Raw genomic sequence first — 15,741 nt, 5'->3', positions numbered from 1 at the left:
TTAAACCTTTTCTACCCAATTCCCATCATCTTTAATGATATCGATCAACTCATCCAAAGCATACGCAGTAGTTACATTTTTCTTTACCACTTCTTTACCACGGTATAGGGTAATTTTATCAGGACCAGTACCTACATAACCGTAGTCGGCATCGGCCATTTCACCCGGGCCATTAACAATGCATCCCATGATCCCAATTTTGATACCTTTTAAATGATCAGTCCGCGAACGGATCAGCTGTGTAGTTTCCTGCAAATCGAAAAGCGTTCGCCCGCAGCTTGGGCACGAAATATATTCCGTTTTACTGATACGGGTACGTGTGGCCTGTAAAATGCCAAAACTGGTCGAATTGATCAATGAAAGGTTTTGTCCTTCCGCATCAATCCAAACACCATCGCCAAAACCATCGGTAAGTAAGGCACCCAGATCGGTAGCTGCATAAAGCATTAAATGATCAGCATCCGCATCGTGGTAAGTTCTCTTTATAATCACAGGGACCTGTATATTTCTTTCCTGCAATGCCACAAAAAATGCTCTTTGCTCGGCCATCCCATGTATAGCAGAAGTTTTTAAAATCAGGACAACATTAGGTTCAAAGGTTGGAATGTTGGAATGTTGGAATGTTCCCGCATCTACCTCTAAAAAATTTAAAAGTTCATCCTTAAGGGTATTACTGCCAAATTCTTCAAACGTAAATAAAGGGTGACAGTTATTTTTGTCTTTCAGCTTTAACCAAGTGGTATAATTGTAGACCTGCTTTAAATTCCCAGGGAATGAAAAAGATGGCAAATTATCGCCTAAAAAGGCTAAATCACATGCCTGGTCGGCTAGATTATATTTATCTAAACCTGCACTATAGTTATAACCAACCGAACTTAAAAAGTAAGGGTCTTTTAAATTTTCCTTCGAAACATCTATCATCACTACCGGATGGTTATGCCCGCCAATATGTTGTACCGGAGTAGTAACGCGGCGGTTGTATTCGTAAGGAGAGTAAGTTGGGCGTGGAGCGTGGGGCGTGGGGCGTAGAGTAATTGACTCCGGACTTCCGATTTCCGACTTCGGGCTCCTTAAAGCATAGCGGTCTGCCAAAGCTTTAGCAACTGGCGCTTCAAATTCAGGATCTTCGGTTAGAGAAACACGAATGGTATCACCCAATCCATCTTCCAATAAAGTGCCAATGCCAACTGCTGATTTAATGCGCCCATCTTCACCATCGCCTGCTTCGGTAACACCTAAATGCAAAGGATAATTCATACCCTCTTTAGCCATGGTTTCTACCAGCAAACGGTAAGCCTGTACCATTACCTGGGTATTGCTGGCTTTCATCGAGATCACCAGGTTATAGTAATTCTGGTCTTCGCACATGCGGATAAACTCCATTGCAGATTCGACCATACCACGCGGTGTATCTCCATAATGGCTCATAATCCTGTCAGAAAGCGATCCGTGGTTAGTGCCGATGCGCATGGCAGTACCATACTCTTTACAGATTTTTACCAGGGGAATAAACTTTTTGTAAATCCGGCTTAACTCTGCATTGTAGGCATCTTGCGTATATTCTATATTCTCAAATTTCTTTTTATCTGCGTAATTACCTGGATTAACACGTACTTTTTCTACAATCCGCGCAGCCATTTCTGCAGCATTTGGTGTAAAATGAATGTCGGCAATCAATGGAACATTGTAACCACGGAAACGTAGTTCTTTTTTAATATTAGCCAGATTTTCGGCTTCCTTAATGCTTGGAGCAGTAATACGGACATATTCGCAACCAGATTCTACCATGCGGATGGTCTGCTCTACTGTACCCAGTGTGTCCATTGTATCGGTAGTGGTCATGGATTGAATCCTAATTGGATTGTGCCCACCCAACGCAATATCTCCAATATTCACCTCGCGGGTTAAATATCTAGAATAAGCGGTTAAACTGTTGCAATATCCGCCAGCCAGATCATGTTTTGCCAATATATTTTCCATCTGTTTGCAAAGATAAGGATTGTTGGAATTTTTGATGTTGTAATGTTGTAATTAAATCAGTTGGCTTATCAAGAGTTTAATAAACGGGATGGAAGCGGCATACTCCAATTTTACATCGGAGATATAGCGAACAGCCCGCATAATGAAAATAGCAGTATTATCCTTGCTTTTCTAACTTATATTAACCTGTCTTTTATTACTAAAGTATTAGCCGCAATATCATGCCAGCACTGATGTTTCTTATTCAGGAAACTATATAGATAACCAAAGAAAACCGGGATTACAGATAAGATTTTAGAAAAATTCCTCGCTGAGGAAACACCAAGAGAAACCCGGCTACCTTCTAAGTCGGTTACTTTAATATTGAGGAGTTTTTTACCAATAGTTGACTGGCTTTTAGTTGCTTCGGCGATGCTGCCATAAACCAGTTTAACTAAAAATATTATTGGAAAAGGAACTAAAAAAGCCTTAATCCGTTGGTCTTTCCCTTCTATAAAAATATAACTAGTTAAAATAATAATGGTATAGAAACCGAAAATAATAAAATGATCAATCACTGAAGCCAATAATCTTTGATCAAAAGCGGCAAAATATTGAGGTGCGGTTTTTTGATAGGTAAAACCTAAAAGCTCACGCAGTTCGGGCATTGCGTGAGCTTCTTTATAATCGTCCATTCCGGGTTTACGTATAAAAGTATTCGCACTGATGTTTAAATCTTTCAGTTCGTTTAAATTATACGGCCCTTTAGGCTTACCATTTATTACAACTGTATATTGATCAGGATTCATCGGATTAGATCAGGATTATGAGACTTTAGGATTGTAAGATCAGCATTTTATAAAGATTTCGTTAATGAAGTCTTAGCCTTACGCCTTCTACCTTCTAACCTTCAACCTCCCTAGTATCTGCTTACTTCAAAGTTACTCAATCCACCATCTAAATTGATAAAGATTTTTTTGGTTGAGGTTTTATAGTTTGAAGTCTCGTAAACACCATCACTCAATTTTTCAAAACCATCAAAATCTTTAGCCGATAAGCCAGTTTTGGTTTTAATCCGGCAACCTGAATTGGTGGGTACCGCAATTTTGACATCGGCTACGCCAGATTTCACGATTACATCGGTTATTGGCAATAAATCTCCGAATTTAATATCCAAAGCTGCAGCTCCCCCATCAAAGCGGAAAGTACGCACTTTGTAATCGGTAAAATCGAAATTTGCTTCGCCAGCACCCAGTTTCATCAATATATCCCAACTGGCTTCTTTATTCAATTTAAAGTTAACATCGTTACCGCCATCCCCAAAATTCCATTTGTTCTTTTTATCGTCCATCTGGAAAGTAAGTACGGTTGCACTATCGGTAAGGAATTTCTTTAAAGAAAAGTTACCATGTTTCTTCCTTACGTCAGCATTGATCAACTGATCGGTCTCTCCATCGAGATTAAATGAAATGCCACCTCCAGAAATATTTAATACTGTTTTTTTCGTATTATCTGCCGCCACAAATGGCTCAGACAAACTTAAGTGATTATATGATGTGTCGTTATCGTTATCATCATCGTCGTTATCATCATTATTGTGTTCGATATTAATGTCGACATCTTTTTTGAATTGACGCCCCCACCAACTGCCGCGTTCAGGAACCTGTTGACCTTTATAAAAAAGGAAAGAAAGGGCTATCACTAAAACACCAATAGAGATGATACTGCCTGTTTGCGAATTATTTTTATTAAACAGGATATTTAAACCTGCAATAATTAAAAACACTGGCCAAAAGCTCCAAACATTGCGCCAGTAAAAAGTGATTACACCAAAATTTTCGAGTAGAAGTACACCGCCAATAAAAAGCAGGATAATACCCCAAATTAATCTATCTAATTTCATTTTATTTATACTTGAGGGTGAGCAGATGTTGAATGATCATCTTTGTTAACTGACGTTGTAGGTTCACTTTCTACAATTGTTTCAGAAAAATCAGCTGTTTTTTGTTGTTCAGCTTCCTGTTGGTGCTGAAAAGCCGCCCAATCATTTTTTCTTTTTGATTTAGCGATAATACTTATACCTAAAGCAATAAATATTAACGGCCACATGTATCTGAATAAATTACGGATATTAAACCAATCAGGTATAAAATCCATTTCGCGCATCAGGAAAAAACATCCGATTACCAACAATAGCAATCCGCCGATGGTGCGGCCAGTATCGTTAGATTTGTTGAATTTACTAAAATCGGGCTGTGTTTCGAAAGGCGTTTTCTGTGTGCCATCTACAGGTTGTGTCCAATTCTGATTTCCCTGATTAGCAGGTCCGGCAAAAGGATCGGCAGTTCCAAACGGCTGTGCATTTGGATTTTTATTACCAAAGTAATTGTTAAATTTAGAGAACCTTGCTGCCGGATCGTTGTTCACAGGAACAATAATCCACATGATAATATAGGCAATTAAGCCACCTCCTGCCATAAATATGGCGGATAACGCAAACAATAACCTAATTATGGTAACCTCCACCTGCATGTAATCTGCAAGTCCCGAAGCTACACCAGCAATCATCTTATCGTGTTCGTTTCTAAAAAGCTTCTTTTCCATAACGTTGTTCATTTTGTGTTTAAAAATCAAGCGGAGTAATTAAAACCTCGTCTACATTTACCCCTTTACTTAAGTTTAAAATGGTAAATAAAGTTTCCGCAATATCTTCAGGTTGTACAAATTTTTCATCCGGAATTGTTGTGCCTTCCCAGGATGAGGTTTTAGTGGAGCCTGGCAAAAATGCTGTAACTTTAACATTGTGAGGTGCTAACTCTTGCCGCAATACATGATTAAGACTCAACATCGCTGCTTTTGTTACACTATAACTGCCTCCATTTTTTACGGGTGCTTTACTGGCCACCGAACAGATGTTGAATATATGGCCCCGTTTGGCTGAGCGCATTTTTTTTCCAAAGAATTTACTCAAATAATAGGTGGAATTTGTATTTAAGTGCTGCTGTTTTTCGAAGGTTTCGTCATCTTCATCGAGAATACTGCCAGGCAAAAAGGTCCCTACGTTGTTAATTAAAACATCTACATGATCAAAATTTATAGCAGTCGAATTTAAAAAAGCATACACTTCTTCTTTAACCGAAAAATCTGCCACGTGGATAAAAACAACATTCCCATGAGGGGTTAATTCCTCCCGAAGCATATTGAGGTCATCTGCGCCCCTTGCTACTAAAACTAAATCGTACCCATTCTTGGCAAATTTAGTCGCAATAGCTTTTCCGATCCCCTTAGTTGCACCTGTTATTACAGCTTTCATTATTTATGGTTTAATTTTTGTTAACAAAAAACCATAATTATATTCAAAACCACGAATATTTTTGTAATTAGCAAAGCGCTCCAACTTTTTTATCGTTTCTTTGTAGTAGTATAGAATGATCATTTAAATTAAGCAAATACATACGGAATGAATTTTACCAATTTCGGCAGATACATCCTGCTACTCAAGTCTGTATTCAGAAAGCCGGAAAAACTGAAAATTTACCTGAAAGAAATCGCCAAACAAATGGATTATGTTGGTGTGGGCTCTTTAGGTTTAATTGCTATTATTTCTACTTTTATCGGTGCAGTAATGACTTTACAAATTGCTTTCCAGTTGGTTAGTGATTTTATTCCAAAAACAATTATCGGTTCAGTAAACCGCGATTCGAGTATATTGGAATTAAGCCCAACTATTAGTGCGATTGTACTGGCTGGAAAAATCGGCTCGGCCATTTCATCTGAAATCGGCTCTATGCGGGTTACCGAACAGATTGACGCACTGGAAATTATGGGTATCAATGCACCAGGATATTTAATTCTCCCTAAAATTATTTCAGGCATAACCATGGTACCCATGTTGGTTATCATTTCGATGTTTTTGAGTATTTCAGGTGGATATATTGGCGGCTCTATTTCTGGAGCTGTTACGCCTGCAGAATATATTCAGGGTATTACAACTGACTTTAACCCTTATACTATTACTGTTGCTTTGGTAAAAGCATTTGTATTTGGTTTCATTATTACTTCAGTTCCGGCTTACGAAGGCTTTTATGTTCGTGGAGGTGCTTTAGAAGTTTCGCAGGCCAGTACAAGAGCAGTTGTAATTAGCTGTATCTCAATCCTTGTTTGCGATTATTTGGTTACTCAACTTTTATTGTAATGATCGAAATTAAAGATATTTATAAATCATTCTCCGGAAATGATGTATTGCAAGGTATTTCCGGAAAGTTTGAAGAAGGTGTAACCAATTTAATTATTGGTGGCTCGGGATCAGGAAAAACAACTTTACTGAAATGTATGGTAGGTTTGCATCAGCCAGATTCTGGCTCGGTACTGTATGACGGACGCGATTTTACACCGATGACCTATGAGCAGCGTATTGAGGTGCGTAAAGAAATAGGTATGTTATTTCAGGGCTCTGCCCTGTTTGACAGTATGACGGTTGAAGAAAACATCATGTTTCCTTTAAATATGTTTACTGATCAAAGCCGAAAAGAAAAACTTGAGCGGGTTGATTTTTGTTTAGAAAGGGTAAACCTGGCGGGTAAAAACAAATTATTCCCGGCTGAGTTATCTGGGGGTATGAAAAAACGTGTAGGTATTGCACGCGCCATTTCGATGAACCCAAAATACCTTTTCTGTGATGAGCCTAACTCGGGCTTGGATCCAAAAACTTCTATCGTAATTGATGAACTGATCAAGGAAATTACTGAAGAATATAAAACCACCACCATTGTGGTAACGCATGACATGAACTCAGTGATGGGTATTGGCGATTATATTCTGTTTCTGCATGAAGGAAAGAAATTTTGGGAAGGCAGCAACAAGGAAATTGCCCATACTGACATCCAGGAATTAAATGACTTCGTATTTGCCAGCCGCTTCATGAAAGCTGCAAAAGATAAGTTTTAAGAAAAATCGTATATTTGTATATGACTACGGTTACAAAAAATATCATTCATAAATTGGAAACCTTACCAGAAAGCATGGTAAATGAGGTAGAAGATTTTATTGATTTTTTAAAAGTCAAACATTCGAAGAGCTTTCCTAAATCGGAAAGCGAAAAAACAAATATTGTCGAAGAACCAAAAAGCTTGTATGGTGCGGCAAAAGGCTTATTTATCATTCCTAAAGATTTTAATGATCCAATAGACGATTTAAAAGATTATATGTAATGCGTCTTTTACTTGATACGCATATTTTCATTTCATTAATTAATGAAGATCACAATCTTGATCAGTCAACAATAAACAGCATTATTGATTCTGAAAATGAAAAATTTATAAGCATTGCCAGTTTATGGGAAATCATTATAAAGCTTAACATAGGAAAACTGATTGTTACCAGAAACCTGGAAGAGATGTATGAGGTAATAAATAATTTCTGTATATCAGTATTGAATATCCAAAAACAACATCTTGACAGGTATTTGGCTTTGCCTTTGATCCATAGAGACCCATTTGACAGATTGATTATTGCACAGGCATTAGCAGACAATCTCACTTTGATAACTGACGATCAATACATTATAAATTATCCCAATTTAAAGTTATTTTAATACATGATACAATTACTTGCCCCCACCCACTGGAAAGATTATGAACTGATTGATTGCGGGGATTTTGAAAAATTAGAACGTTTTGGAAATGTAACCCTTATTCGTCCTGAACCTCAGGCGGTATGGAAAAAAACATACTCAGAACAAGATTGGAAAAAAACTGCCAATATCACTTTCAGGGGCCGTTCGGCTACTTCAGGCGAATGGGTTAAAAAAAATCAGTCTATTCCAGACCGTTGGCATGTAGAATATAAAAATAATGAAGCATCCATTAAACTCCGTTTAGGTTTAACTTCTTTTAAACACGTAGGTGTATTTCCTGAACAGGCAGTTAACTGGGATTTTATCTCGTCTTCTATTAAAAAATTTAAAACGCCACAGCCTAAAGTTTTAAATCTTTTCGCTTATACAGGTGCGGCATCACTAATTGCAAATGCGGCAGGTGCAGAAACTACGCACGTAGATTCGATTAAACAGGTGGTAACCTGGGCAAATGAGAATCAGGAACTTTCGGGATTGAAAGATACGCGTTGGATGGTTGAGGATGCCCTAAAATTTGTAAAGAAAGAATTAAAAAGAGGTAAAAAATATAATGGTATTATCCTGGATCCACCAGCTTACGGCCACGGCCCTAATGGAGAAAAATGGAAACTGGAAGATCATATCCAGGAAATGATGCAGGATGTAGTACAGTTATTAGATGACAAAGAACATTTCCTTATCCTAAATACCTACTCACTTGGTTTTTCTTCGGTAATTGTTGAGAATTTAATCCGTACTTCTTTCCCTGCGGTTAAAAATCTCGAAACAGGAGAACTTTATTTACAGGCCACCTCGGGCATTAAATTGCCATTAGGTGTTTTTGGTAAATTCTGTAATGTGTAAATGTTGATTACTTTATTTTAAACTACCAGATTTCCGCCCTACTTTCATCGGTCCGGAAAAAGACTAAATTTTAATTATCGAATATCTATGAAATTCCCTCCATTAGCAGGCACCGTAATACTTGGTTTTGCCGCAATCAGCTTATTTGCCAACTGCAATTCAGACAGTAAAGGCGGAAGCGGCATTGGCAAAATCTTCTCATCCGATACCACTAAAAAGAAAACCGACTCAACCGTAAATGTAATGAAACCGGTTGATCCAAAGCTTTACGATTCATTGATGAAAAAACTGGCAAACGGAGATACAACCGGAAAATGGCCAGTAAAAAAACAACCTTATCCTTTAGCAGGTGCCATTTTACCATTTAAACGTATAGTTGTTTATTATGGAAACCTGCATTCAAAAAAGATGGGTGCACTTGGCGAGTATGCACCTAAAGAAATGTGGCAACGCCTGAATGCTGAAGTTAAGCATTGGGAAAAAGCTGACCCATCTACCCCGGTACAACCAGGATTGCACTATATTGCCGCTGTAGCCAGTGGAACCCCTGGAAAAGATGGAAAATATATCAACAGGATGGGCAACAAACAGATCGATTCTGTTTTGAAAATTGCCAAAATGCAACCTAATACCATCGTGTTTTTAGATTTACAAGTAGCTTTAAGTACCATAAAAGCAGAGTTACCGCACATCGAAAAATATCTTGAACTGCCTTATGTACATTTAGGTATCGACCCGGAATTTTCGATGAAAGATGGTTCATTGCCTGGTAAAAAAATCGGCACTTATGATGCTGCCGACGTAAATTATGTAACGCAATACCTGGCCGATATTGTTAAAAAGCATAATTTACCTCCAAAAGTATTTGTATTGCACCGCTTTACAAAAAAGATGGTAACCAATTCGGCTAATATTAAACTACGTCCTGAAGTACAGGTGGTAATGCATATGGATGGATGGGGCGAACCTGAATTAAAAAAAGGCACCTATCGCCACTTTATACAAAGCGAACCTGTACAATTTACAGGCTTTAAGCTATTCTATAAAAACGACCTAAAAAAAGATCCTAAGCGGCTAATGACTCCTGAAGAGCTATTGAAGCTTACTCCAAAACCGATATATATTCAATATCAATAAATAAGAGGCCTGTAATTGCGATTACAGGCTTTTTTTTGCTCCTCTTGCTAAAAAAATCATTTAATATATTACAGATTTTGTATAATACACGCCCTACTTAAAACATACAGGAATAATTAATCTTTAAGTATAACGAATATCAAAAAAATGTCTTTTTTTTGATTGATCTAAAAATTGGAACAGATTTTATATATGTAGGATATGCAAATAGCAACATTTGGCGGAGGGTGTTTTTGGTGTACCGAAGCTGTTTTTCAGGCATTGAATGGCGTAATCCAGGTTACATCAGGCTATATGGGCGGAGATCTAAAACATCCTACCTATATGGAAATATGTAATGGTGATACCGGCCATGCAGAAGTGGTTCAAATATCATTTGATGAAAACGTGATCTCGTTCGCTGACCTTTTATTGGTATTCTTTAAAACCCATAATCCAACAACCTTAAACAGACAAGGTAATGATGTTGGTACACAGTACCGCTCTGTAGTTTTTTATGAAAATGAAGATCAGAAAGAGCAGACACAGAAAATGATAGCGGATTTAACGCAACAGCATATTTTCGACAAGCCAATCACTACAGAAGTTTCTCCGGCAACTGAATTTTATGAGGCAGAAGATTATCATCAAAACTATTTTGGAAACAACCATTCAAAACCATATTGCGCTTTTGTAATACAACCTAAACTGAATAAATTTGTCGCAGATTTTAAAGATAAAGTTAAATCAGACCTTTAGAATAAATTAGCTTTCGAAAGTGAGTAAGGCGTGCTGGCTGGCCGTATAAATATCCCTCCAAACCCTATTCATTTCAGATTCTTTTTTTGCAGCCTCTAAACCACAGTATGGAAATAAGGTAGCGGCCAATTTCCAACAGGCATGCGCTAATTTACGGCTGTTTGAGCTTACCTTGGTTAATTTGTCATCTGTAATTTCACCATTACTGATTAACTGATTCCATGATTCATCAAAAGCATGGTAGAATTTGGTTCGAAGAGTTAACAATTCATCTTTACAGCGCTTAAGTTCATTATTAAAAAACAAAATCTGCGCTTCGCTATATCTTCCTAATCCAGATCGGGCATAAAAAGATTGTTCAACCAGTTTAATAAAATGATTGGTCATGCCTAAACTATTAACGGTTAATGTGGTTTCTGCGAGTTGTAAAAAGGGATAATCAAAACCGTAATCTGCTACTTCAATTTGCTGGTTAATTTTAAAGGCACGATTTTCATCAATGTTTAAGTCGCAAACTTCAAAAGCATGGCTTCCTGTAGCTATTAAACCAAAGTAAGACCAGCCCGGTAAAATATTTACTTCCTCTTTTTTAAGAATGAATGATATAATTTCCGGCACTCCATTTTCATCCAAAATATCATCACCATTTTCGTTTTTAAGGGTACAGTTAGCAGTAAATATAGTAGCATGTAACGCACCGCTGGCATAACTCCATTTCCCATTGAGCAGATAACCTTGCTGTGTTTTAACAGCCACTCCACCAACAGCCCCACTTCCGGCAAAACAAACTTCACGATCAGCAAAGATTTCTGTGGCCAATGCAGGGTTTAAAAAACCAGCAAACCAGCCTGCGCCGGCACAAAGTGTAATGGTCCAGCCTAAACTTCCATCTGCTTCTGCTAATTCCTCTTCCAACCTTAAAATTTCCGGAAGTTTTTTACCTTGCCCTCCATAAACCTCGGGCACAAAAAGTTTAAACCAATTTTCCTGATAGGCCAATTCCAAAATTTCTGGATGAAGTTTACCCATTTCTTCAGAAAATGCGGCATAAGCTTTTACTTTTTCCTGCCATGCAGGGGTTAATATTTTACTCATGATCTTATGTGTAGCATGTAATTAAGCCAACTTAAGTTTGCTTTTATTAATGATTTTCTTCCAGTCAAAAAATCCAAATATTGCTACGATGAATAGAAACGTAGTTAAACAGGCCATCAGTGGAAGCTTTTTATGAAACAGCAACGGAATGGCCACAAGATTAGATATATTCAGGAATACCCAGTTTTCTATTTTGCGTTTGGCTAACAGCCACATACCTGCCCATGCAAATGCAGAAACAAAGGCATCTGCGATTGGAACATCCGATTTGGTAAAGAAAATATCTATTTTAGCAATTACAAAATGCTCAGGCAAATTTATTAGAGCTGTATAGAAAATTCCGAATCCTATTACGGAAATTAAAACAGCTATAACTAATTCTTTTCTTGTTGACCATTGAACTTCCTTATGGCAATGATTTTCCTGATTTTTCCAAATTAGCCAACCATATACACTCATTACCAAATAATAAATATTCAATACAATTTCTGCATATAAATTTGCTCTATATAGTAAGGTCATTACCAATAAAATAGAAATGATCCCGGTTGGATAGAGCCAGATATTATTTTTCTTCGCTAATAAAACTTCAGATACACCGAAACCAACGGCCAGCCATTCGATTAATGAGGTGTGTAAAATCTGCTCCTGAAAAAGCTTAAACCAATCTTGAAAATTCATGTACAATAACTTGCCTTTCAGCCGGTGAAAAAATAATTAAACACCGTTTTCAGGGCGAAACAGTTTTGTGCATTTTAACCTCTTCCTACGTCGGCATTACCCGCATCAGGTTCATTTAAGGTTGAGGGCGGAGGGTTTTAAGGTCGAGGGGAAACCCACTGCCTTCTACCTATCTACCTTTTTACCTTAAAATGGGTATGATCTCAGCGAATTGGAAGCAACAGAAATTGCAACACCAACAAGCACCCCTTTGAGCAAAGCAAATATAGGTTTAAAAATGAAAATGTATAGCTGTTTGTCTGATATTACTGCTTTAATTTACCAATTGGTGGAGGATTAGCAGAGCCACCGATTCTTTTAAAAGTTAAATAATCGAATTGACCTTCCTTATTTATGCTGCATAGAAAATCAGCATTAACATCTTCATCTTTACAAGTAAAGAAATAGTAAAAATTCCTGTCTTGCATAAATTTAAATTCCGCCTGCTTAAAACTACCAATCATTTTATGAATTTTGCTTAAGTAATTAATCGTTTCAGCTTTAGTTATTTTCTGCTGAAATTCAACAGAAAACCTATCATAAATATTATTGTATCTTTCAGAATTAAAATCTGATAGAAATTTTTGCACAGTTTTTTCTGCTACCTTATCTTGAGCAAACGTAACTATCGAAAAAGTCACAGATAAAACAAATAAATAAACCTTCATATATCTACGCTTTTAAAACAGCCCCAACTGACCTTTATCATCAATATCGATATCATCTGGATTAGTGATTTCAAAATCTACCTTTTTAACGGATTTTTCGCCTGTCTCAGGCTTATCCTCGGCCTTTACATCTTCTTTTTTAACTTTTTCGGGTACTGATTTTGGTTTTTCTATTGCTGTTTCTTTTATTGCAGCAGGCTTTTCTTTTGTCTCTGGTTTATCAACCTTAACCGAAGGTACTTCAGCTCGTTCGAACTTTGGTTTTGGCGGAGTTACAACAGGCTCATTAATTACTGTTGATTCAGTTACCAAATTATCGGTTTCTGGTTCTTCATTCGCAACTTCTTCTTCAGATGTTGACTCTTCATCGCCGCTTTCTTCTTCCGTAGTCGTTTCTTCTGCTTCTTCAACAAGTATTTCCGGCTCTTCTAATACTACTTTCTGAACATCATGAGGCGATAATCTATTGCCGTTCGCTTTCAATCCTTTAACATCAATCAGTTCTGCCAGAGTCAGATCCAATGTTTCAGGAATTTGTGTTTTGCCTTTTAACACATCGACGATAATTTTCGCTGCCGGATTTGAAGTTAGGTACAGTAATTTCGATTTCTGCTCTTCACTAATAAAAATGGTCTTCTTGCCATTAGCCTGCAGTTCGAACACAAAACGTTTGATAAAATAGTTTTGCGCTTTCCCTTCAAAATGTACTGCGGCAAAAATCTGTTCGGGATCAAACTTCTGGATCAAGATTAAGCCATCATCAAAGTGATTACTTAGTTCGAAAGAACTCAATTCGTAATATCCATCCTTATGCACCTGTAGAATACGATCGTCTCCATCAAATTCGCCCAGGTATTTGCCACGACCATCCACATTCAGACGCTTTAATAAATCATCGTACCAGATTTTTAGTCCTGATAAGGTAGAAACGCCTTTACTCTTCAGAATAATTTTTTTAACCGGGTATTTGGATACGATATTACCCTGCGAACCACGTCCTTTAATGGCCACCTCGGCAAAATCAAGATCGAACTGCAGCTTACGCAGTTTAGAATGCGGCTTTAGGGCTATATTTATTACTTCTGCCTCTCCATTCGGATTAGCGGTAAAGTATAAAACCTTCGATCCTTTTGATCCCTTAGTTAAATCGTATTCCTTATCGCGCGTTACCCCTACTACAGCGAACCTTTTAATGTATGAAGTACCGCTTGAGCCATCCTTATAAACCATGTTATAAATGGTACGCTCGTCGTTTTTCTTGAATACCTGTACATGGATAATGCCCTTACCCACAAAAGTTTTATCGGCCACCTTGGTAATCATGCATTTTCCATCCTCGCGGAAAACGATTATTTCATCAATGTCTGAACAATCGGCAACAAATTCATCCTTACGTAAACCTGAGCCCACAAAACCATCGTCACGGTTTACATATAATTTTACGTTGGCCAAGGCAACTTTAGATGCTTCTACCCGATCGAACAAACGGATTTCAGTTTTACGTTCCCGACCTTTTCCGTATTTATCTTTTAGTTTCTGGTACCAGGCAATGGCGTAATCGGTAAGATGTTTTAAGTGATTTTTAACAACCTTAATCTCATCCTCCAGGTTTTTCATCTGCTCATCGGCTTTTTTCACATCAAAACGGGTGATGCTACTCATTGGCTTATCAATCAGCTTCTTAAAATCTTCAGGTAATATTTCGCGGTAAAGTGATGGTTTAAACGGATCGAATAAAGTGTGTAAAACCTCAACTACGGTTTCAAAATTGGTTGAGTTTTCATATTCAGGATTTTTGTACATGCCCTCCTGAATAAATATTTTAAGTAACGAACTGAAGAAAATTTTCTCCTGTAATTCGTGCAAACGGATTTCGAGTTCTTTTTTAAGTAAACTCTTGGTGTGTCTGGTATTTTCGATCAGGATATCGTTCACACTTAAAAAAAGTGGCTTGTCCCCCTGGATAATACAGGTGTTCGGCGAGATAGATACTTCACATGCCGTAAAGGCATAAAGCGCATCAATAGTTACATCAGGCGAAATACCAGGTGCCAGGTGCACCACAATTTCTACATTGGCCGCCGTGTTATCTTCAATCTTCTTGATCTTGATTTTACCTTTATCATTGGCCGATAAAATACTATCGATCACCGAGCCTGTTGTGGTACTGAAGGGTACTTCCGTAATAACCAGCGTTTTCTTATCCTTCTCGGTTATTTTTGCACGCACACGGATTTTACCGCCACGCTGACCTTCATTATAGTTCGAAAAATCGGCCATACCACCCGTAAAGAAATCGGGCAGGATATTTGGGCGTACATCGCGCAATGCTTCTATCGATGCATCAAGCAATTCGATAAAATTGTGTGGCATTACCTTGGTGGCCAAACCTACCGCAATACCTTCTGCGCCTTGTGCAAGCAACAAAGGAAATTTAACCGGTAAAGTAATCGGTTCATTGTTCCGCCCATCATAACTTAACTGCCATTCGGTAGTATCAGGATTAAATACCACTTCATTGGCAAATTTTGATAAACGCGCTTCAATATACCTTGGTGCTGCAGCGCTATCGCCGGTAACAGGATCGCCCCAGTTACCCTGCATATCGATCAGTAAATCCTTTTGCCCAATCTGCACCATCGCATCGCCAATGGAGGCATCACCATGCGGATGGTATTTCATCGTGTTACCGATTACGTTAGCTGCTTTATTGAAACGCCCATCATCCATCTCTTTCAGAGAGTGCATAATGCGCCGCTGAACCGGCTTTAAACCGTCATTAATGTGCGGAACTGCCCTATCGAGAATTACATAAGACGCATAATCGAGAAACCAGTTTTCGTATAAACCGTTGATTGGGGTTATGGTATGTTTGTGCTCTTCGTTTACGTTTTGATCTAATTCTTCACTCATTTATTTACAGAAATTGGCAGCCGTAAATATAAT

16 protein-coding genes are annotated in these 15,741 nt (G+C 37.9%); 7 read left to right on the top strand and 9 right to left on the bottom strand.

What is annotated here, in order from left to right:
• The 5 genes from ispG to OQX63_RS09940 all read right to left on the bottom strand — a co-directional run bounded on the left by ispG (position 1) and on the right by OQX63_RS09940 (position 5,272).
• Positions 1 to 1,980 (bottom strand): (E)-4-hydroxy-3-methylbut-2-enyl-diphosphate synthase, encoded by a 1,980-nt coding sequence (gene ispG, locus OQX63_RS09960; protein ID WP_265850723.1) that lies wholly within the window; start codon positions 1,978 to 1,980, stop codon positions 1 to 3.
• 176 nt (positions 1,981 to 2,156) lie between these two features.
• A complete protein-coding gene (locus OQX63_RS09955; protein WP_265850722.1) occupies positions 2,157 to 2,768 on the bottom strand; it encodes an RDD family protein in 612 nt (203 codons plus the stop codon).
• Positions 2,769 to 2,878: 110 nt separating this feature from the next.
• The gene (locus tag OQX63_RS09950; RefSeq protein WP_265850721.1) at positions 2,879 to 3,862 is read right to left on the bottom strand and encodes a LiaF transmembrane domain-containing protein; all 984 of its coding nucleotides are present in this window, start codon (positions 3,860 to 3,862) and stop codon (positions 2,879 to 2,881) included.
• A 5-nt stretch (positions 3,863 to 3,867) separates the two neighbouring features.
• A complete protein-coding gene (locus OQX63_RS09945) occupies positions 3,868 to 4,563 on the bottom strand; it encodes a PspC domain-containing protein (RefSeq protein ID WP_265850720.1) in 696 nt (231 codons plus the stop codon).
• A 19-nt stretch (positions 4,564 to 4,582) separates the two neighbouring features.
• On the bottom strand, positions 4,583 to 5,272 hold the full coding sequence (locus OQX63_RS09940; protein WP_265850719.1) for an SDR family oxidoreductase: 690 nt from the start codon (positions 5,270 to 5,272) through the stop codon (positions 4,583 to 4,585).
• A 147-nt stretch (positions 5,273 to 5,419) separates the two neighbouring features.
• Here OQX63_RS09940 and OQX63_RS09935 point away from each other — a divergent pair, with 147 nt between their 5' ends.
• The 7 genes from OQX63_RS09935 (at position 5,420) to msrA (ending at position 10,312) form a co-directional block, all read left to right on the top strand.
• Positions 5,420 to 6,154, top strand: a complete 735-nt coding sequence (locus tag OQX63_RS09935) for an MlaE family ABC transporter permease (protein WP_010602507.1) — start codon at positions 5,420 to 5,422, stop codon at positions 6,152 to 6,154.
• Positions 6,154 to 6,906: an ABC transporter ATP-binding protein gene (locus OQX63_RS09930; protein ID WP_265850718.1), complete on the top strand. Its 753-nt coding sequence runs from the start codon at positions 6,154 to 6,156 to the stop codon at positions 6,904 to 6,906. The genes OQX63_RS09935 and OQX63_RS09930 overlap by 1 nt, the downstream gene beginning before the upstream one ends.
• Positions 6,907 to 6,926: 20 nt before the next feature.
• A complete protein-coding gene (locus OQX63_RS09925) occupies positions 6,927 to 7,169 on the top strand; it encodes a DUF2281 domain-containing protein (protein ID WP_265850717.1) in 243 nt (80 codons plus the stop codon).
• Positions 7,169 to 7,552 carry a type II toxin-antitoxin system VapC family toxin gene (locus OQX63_RS09920; RefSeq protein ID WP_265850716.1) on the top strand — a complete coding sequence of 128 codons (384 nt, stop codon included), beginning with the start codon at positions 7,169 to 7,171 and terminating at the stop codon, positions 7,550 to 7,552. Before OQX63_RS09925 ends, OQX63_RS09920 begins: the two co-directional genes overlap by 1 nt.
• Positions 7,553 to 7,555: 3 nt before the next feature.
• Positions 7,556 to 8,437 carry a class I SAM-dependent methyltransferase gene (locus tag OQX63_RS09915; RefSeq protein WP_265850715.1) on the top strand — a complete coding sequence of 294 codons (882 nt, stop codon included), beginning with the start codon at positions 7,556 to 7,558 and terminating at the stop codon, positions 8,435 to 8,437.
• A gap of 87 nt (positions 8,438 to 8,524) precedes the next feature.
• Positions 8,525 to 9,574 carry a hypothetical protein gene (locus OQX63_RS09910; protein ID WP_265850714.1) on the top strand — a complete coding sequence of 350 codons (1,050 nt, stop codon included), beginning with the start codon at positions 8,525 to 8,527 and terminating at the stop codon, positions 9,572 to 9,574.
• Positions 9,575 to 9,775: 201 nt separating this feature from the next.
• Entirely contained in the window at positions 9,776 to 10,312 is a 537-nt protein-coding gene (msrA, locus tag OQX63_RS09905) for a peptide-methionine (S)-S-oxide reductase MsrA (protein ID WP_265850713.1), read from the top strand.
• 6 nt (positions 10,313 to 10,318) lie between these two features.
• Here msrA and OQX63_RS09900 read toward each other — a convergent pair whose 3' ends face one another.
• The 4 genes from OQX63_RS09900 to OQX63_RS09885 all read right to left on the bottom strand — a co-directional run bounded on the left by OQX63_RS09900 (position 10,319) and on the right by OQX63_RS09885 (position 15,708).
• Complete coding sequence (locus OQX63_RS09900) at positions 10,319 to 11,407, bottom strand: acyl-CoA dehydrogenase family protein (protein ID WP_265850712.1); 1,089 nt, start codon at positions 11,405 to 11,407, stop codon at positions 10,319 to 10,321.
• A 21-nt stretch (positions 11,408 to 11,428) separates the two neighbouring features.
• Positions 11,429 to 12,088 carry a nicotinamide riboside transporter PnuC gene (gene pnuC / locus OQX63_RS09895; RefSeq protein WP_265850711.1) on the bottom strand — a complete coding sequence of 220 codons (660 nt, stop codon included), beginning with the start codon at positions 12,086 to 12,088 and terminating at the stop codon, positions 11,429 to 11,431.
• A gap of 305 nt (positions 12,089 to 12,393) precedes the next feature.
• Positions 12,394 to 12,795: a hypothetical protein gene (locus OQX63_RS09890; protein WP_265850710.1), complete on the bottom strand. Its 402-nt coding sequence runs from the start codon at positions 12,793 to 12,795 to the stop codon at positions 12,394 to 12,396.
• 12 nt (positions 12,796 to 12,807) lie between these two features.
• The gene (locus OQX63_RS09885) at positions 12,808 to 15,708 is read right to left on the bottom strand and encodes a DNA gyrase/topoisomerase IV subunit A (protein ID WP_265850709.1); all 2,901 of its coding nucleotides are present in this window, start codon (positions 15,706 to 15,708) and stop codon (positions 12,808 to 12,810) included.
• Between the last annotated feature and the right edge of the window lie 33 nt (positions 15,709 to 15,741).

The organism is Pedobacter sp. PF22-3, assembly GCF_026239555.1.
Classification (GTDB): Bacteria; Bacteroidota; Bacteroidia; order Sphingobacteriales; family Sphingobacteriaceae; genus Pedobacter.
Note: the sequence above shows the minus strand (reverse complement) of the source record. Positions and strands in the feature narration are given on the sequence as shown.

Excerpts from the sequence above, each read along its gene's own strand:
- OQX63_RS09930 (WP_265850718.1), top strand. The coding sequence starts at position 6,154 with ATGATCGAAATTAAAGATATTTATAAATCATTCTCCGGAAATGATGTA.
- OQX63_RS09890 (WP_265850710.1), bottom strand. The coding sequence starts at position 12,795 with ATGAAGGTTTATTTATTTGTTTTATCTGTGACTTTTTCGATAGTTACG.
- OQX63_RS09885 (WP_265850709.1), bottom strand. The coding sequence starts at position 15,708 with ATGAGTGAAGAATTAGATCAAAACGTAAACGAAGAGCACAAACATACC.
- OQX63_RS09950 (WP_265850721.1), bottom strand. The coding sequence starts at position 3,862 with ATGAAATTAGATAGATTAATTTGGGGTATTATCCTGCTTTTTATTGGC.
- ispG (WP_265850723.1), bottom strand. The coding sequence starts at position 1,980 with ATGGAAAATATATTGGCAAAACATGATCTGGCTGGCGGATATTGCAAC.
- OQX63_RS09945 (WP_265850720.1), bottom strand. The coding sequence starts at position 4,563 with ATGGAAAAGAAGCTTTTTAGAAACGAACACGATAAGATGATTGCTGGT.
- OQX63_RS09955 (WP_265850722.1), bottom strand. The coding sequence starts at position 2,768 with ATGAATCCTGATCAATATACAGTTGTAATAAATGGTAAGCCTAAAGGG.
- msrA (WP_265850713.1), top strand. The coding sequence starts at position 9,776 with ATGCAAATAGCAACATTTGGCGGAGGGTGTTTTTGGTGTACCGAAGCT.
- OQX63_RS09925 (WP_265850717.1), top strand. The coding sequence starts at position 6,927 with ATGACTACGGTTACAAAAAATATCATTCATAAATTGGAAACCTTACCA.
- pnuC (WP_265850711.1), bottom strand. The coding sequence starts at position 12,088 with ATGAATTTTCAAGATTGGTTTAAGCTTTTTCAGGAGCAGATTTTACAC.
- OQX63_RS09920 (WP_265850716.1), top strand. The coding sequence starts at position 7,169 with ATGCGTCTTTTACTTGATACGCATATTTTCATTTCATTAATTAATGAA.
- OQX63_RS09935 (WP_010602507.1), top strand. The coding sequence starts at position 5,420 with ATGAATTTTACCAATTTCGGCAGATACATCCTGCTACTCAAGTCTGTA.
- OQX63_RS09910 (WP_265850714.1), top strand. The coding sequence starts at position 8,525 with ATGAAATTCCCTCCATTAGCAGGCACCGTAATACTTGGTTTTGCCGCA.
- OQX63_RS09915 (WP_265850715.1), top strand. The coding sequence starts at position 7,556 with ATGATACAATTACTTGCCCCCACCCACTGGAAAGATTATGAACTGATT.
- OQX63_RS09940 (WP_265850719.1), bottom strand. The coding sequence starts at position 5,272 with ATGAAAGCTGTAATAACAGGTGCAACTAAGGGGATCGGAAAAGCTATT.
- OQX63_RS09900 (WP_265850712.1), bottom strand. The coding sequence starts at position 11,407 with ATGAGTAAAATATTAACCCCTGCATGGCAGGAAAAAGTAAAAGCTTAT.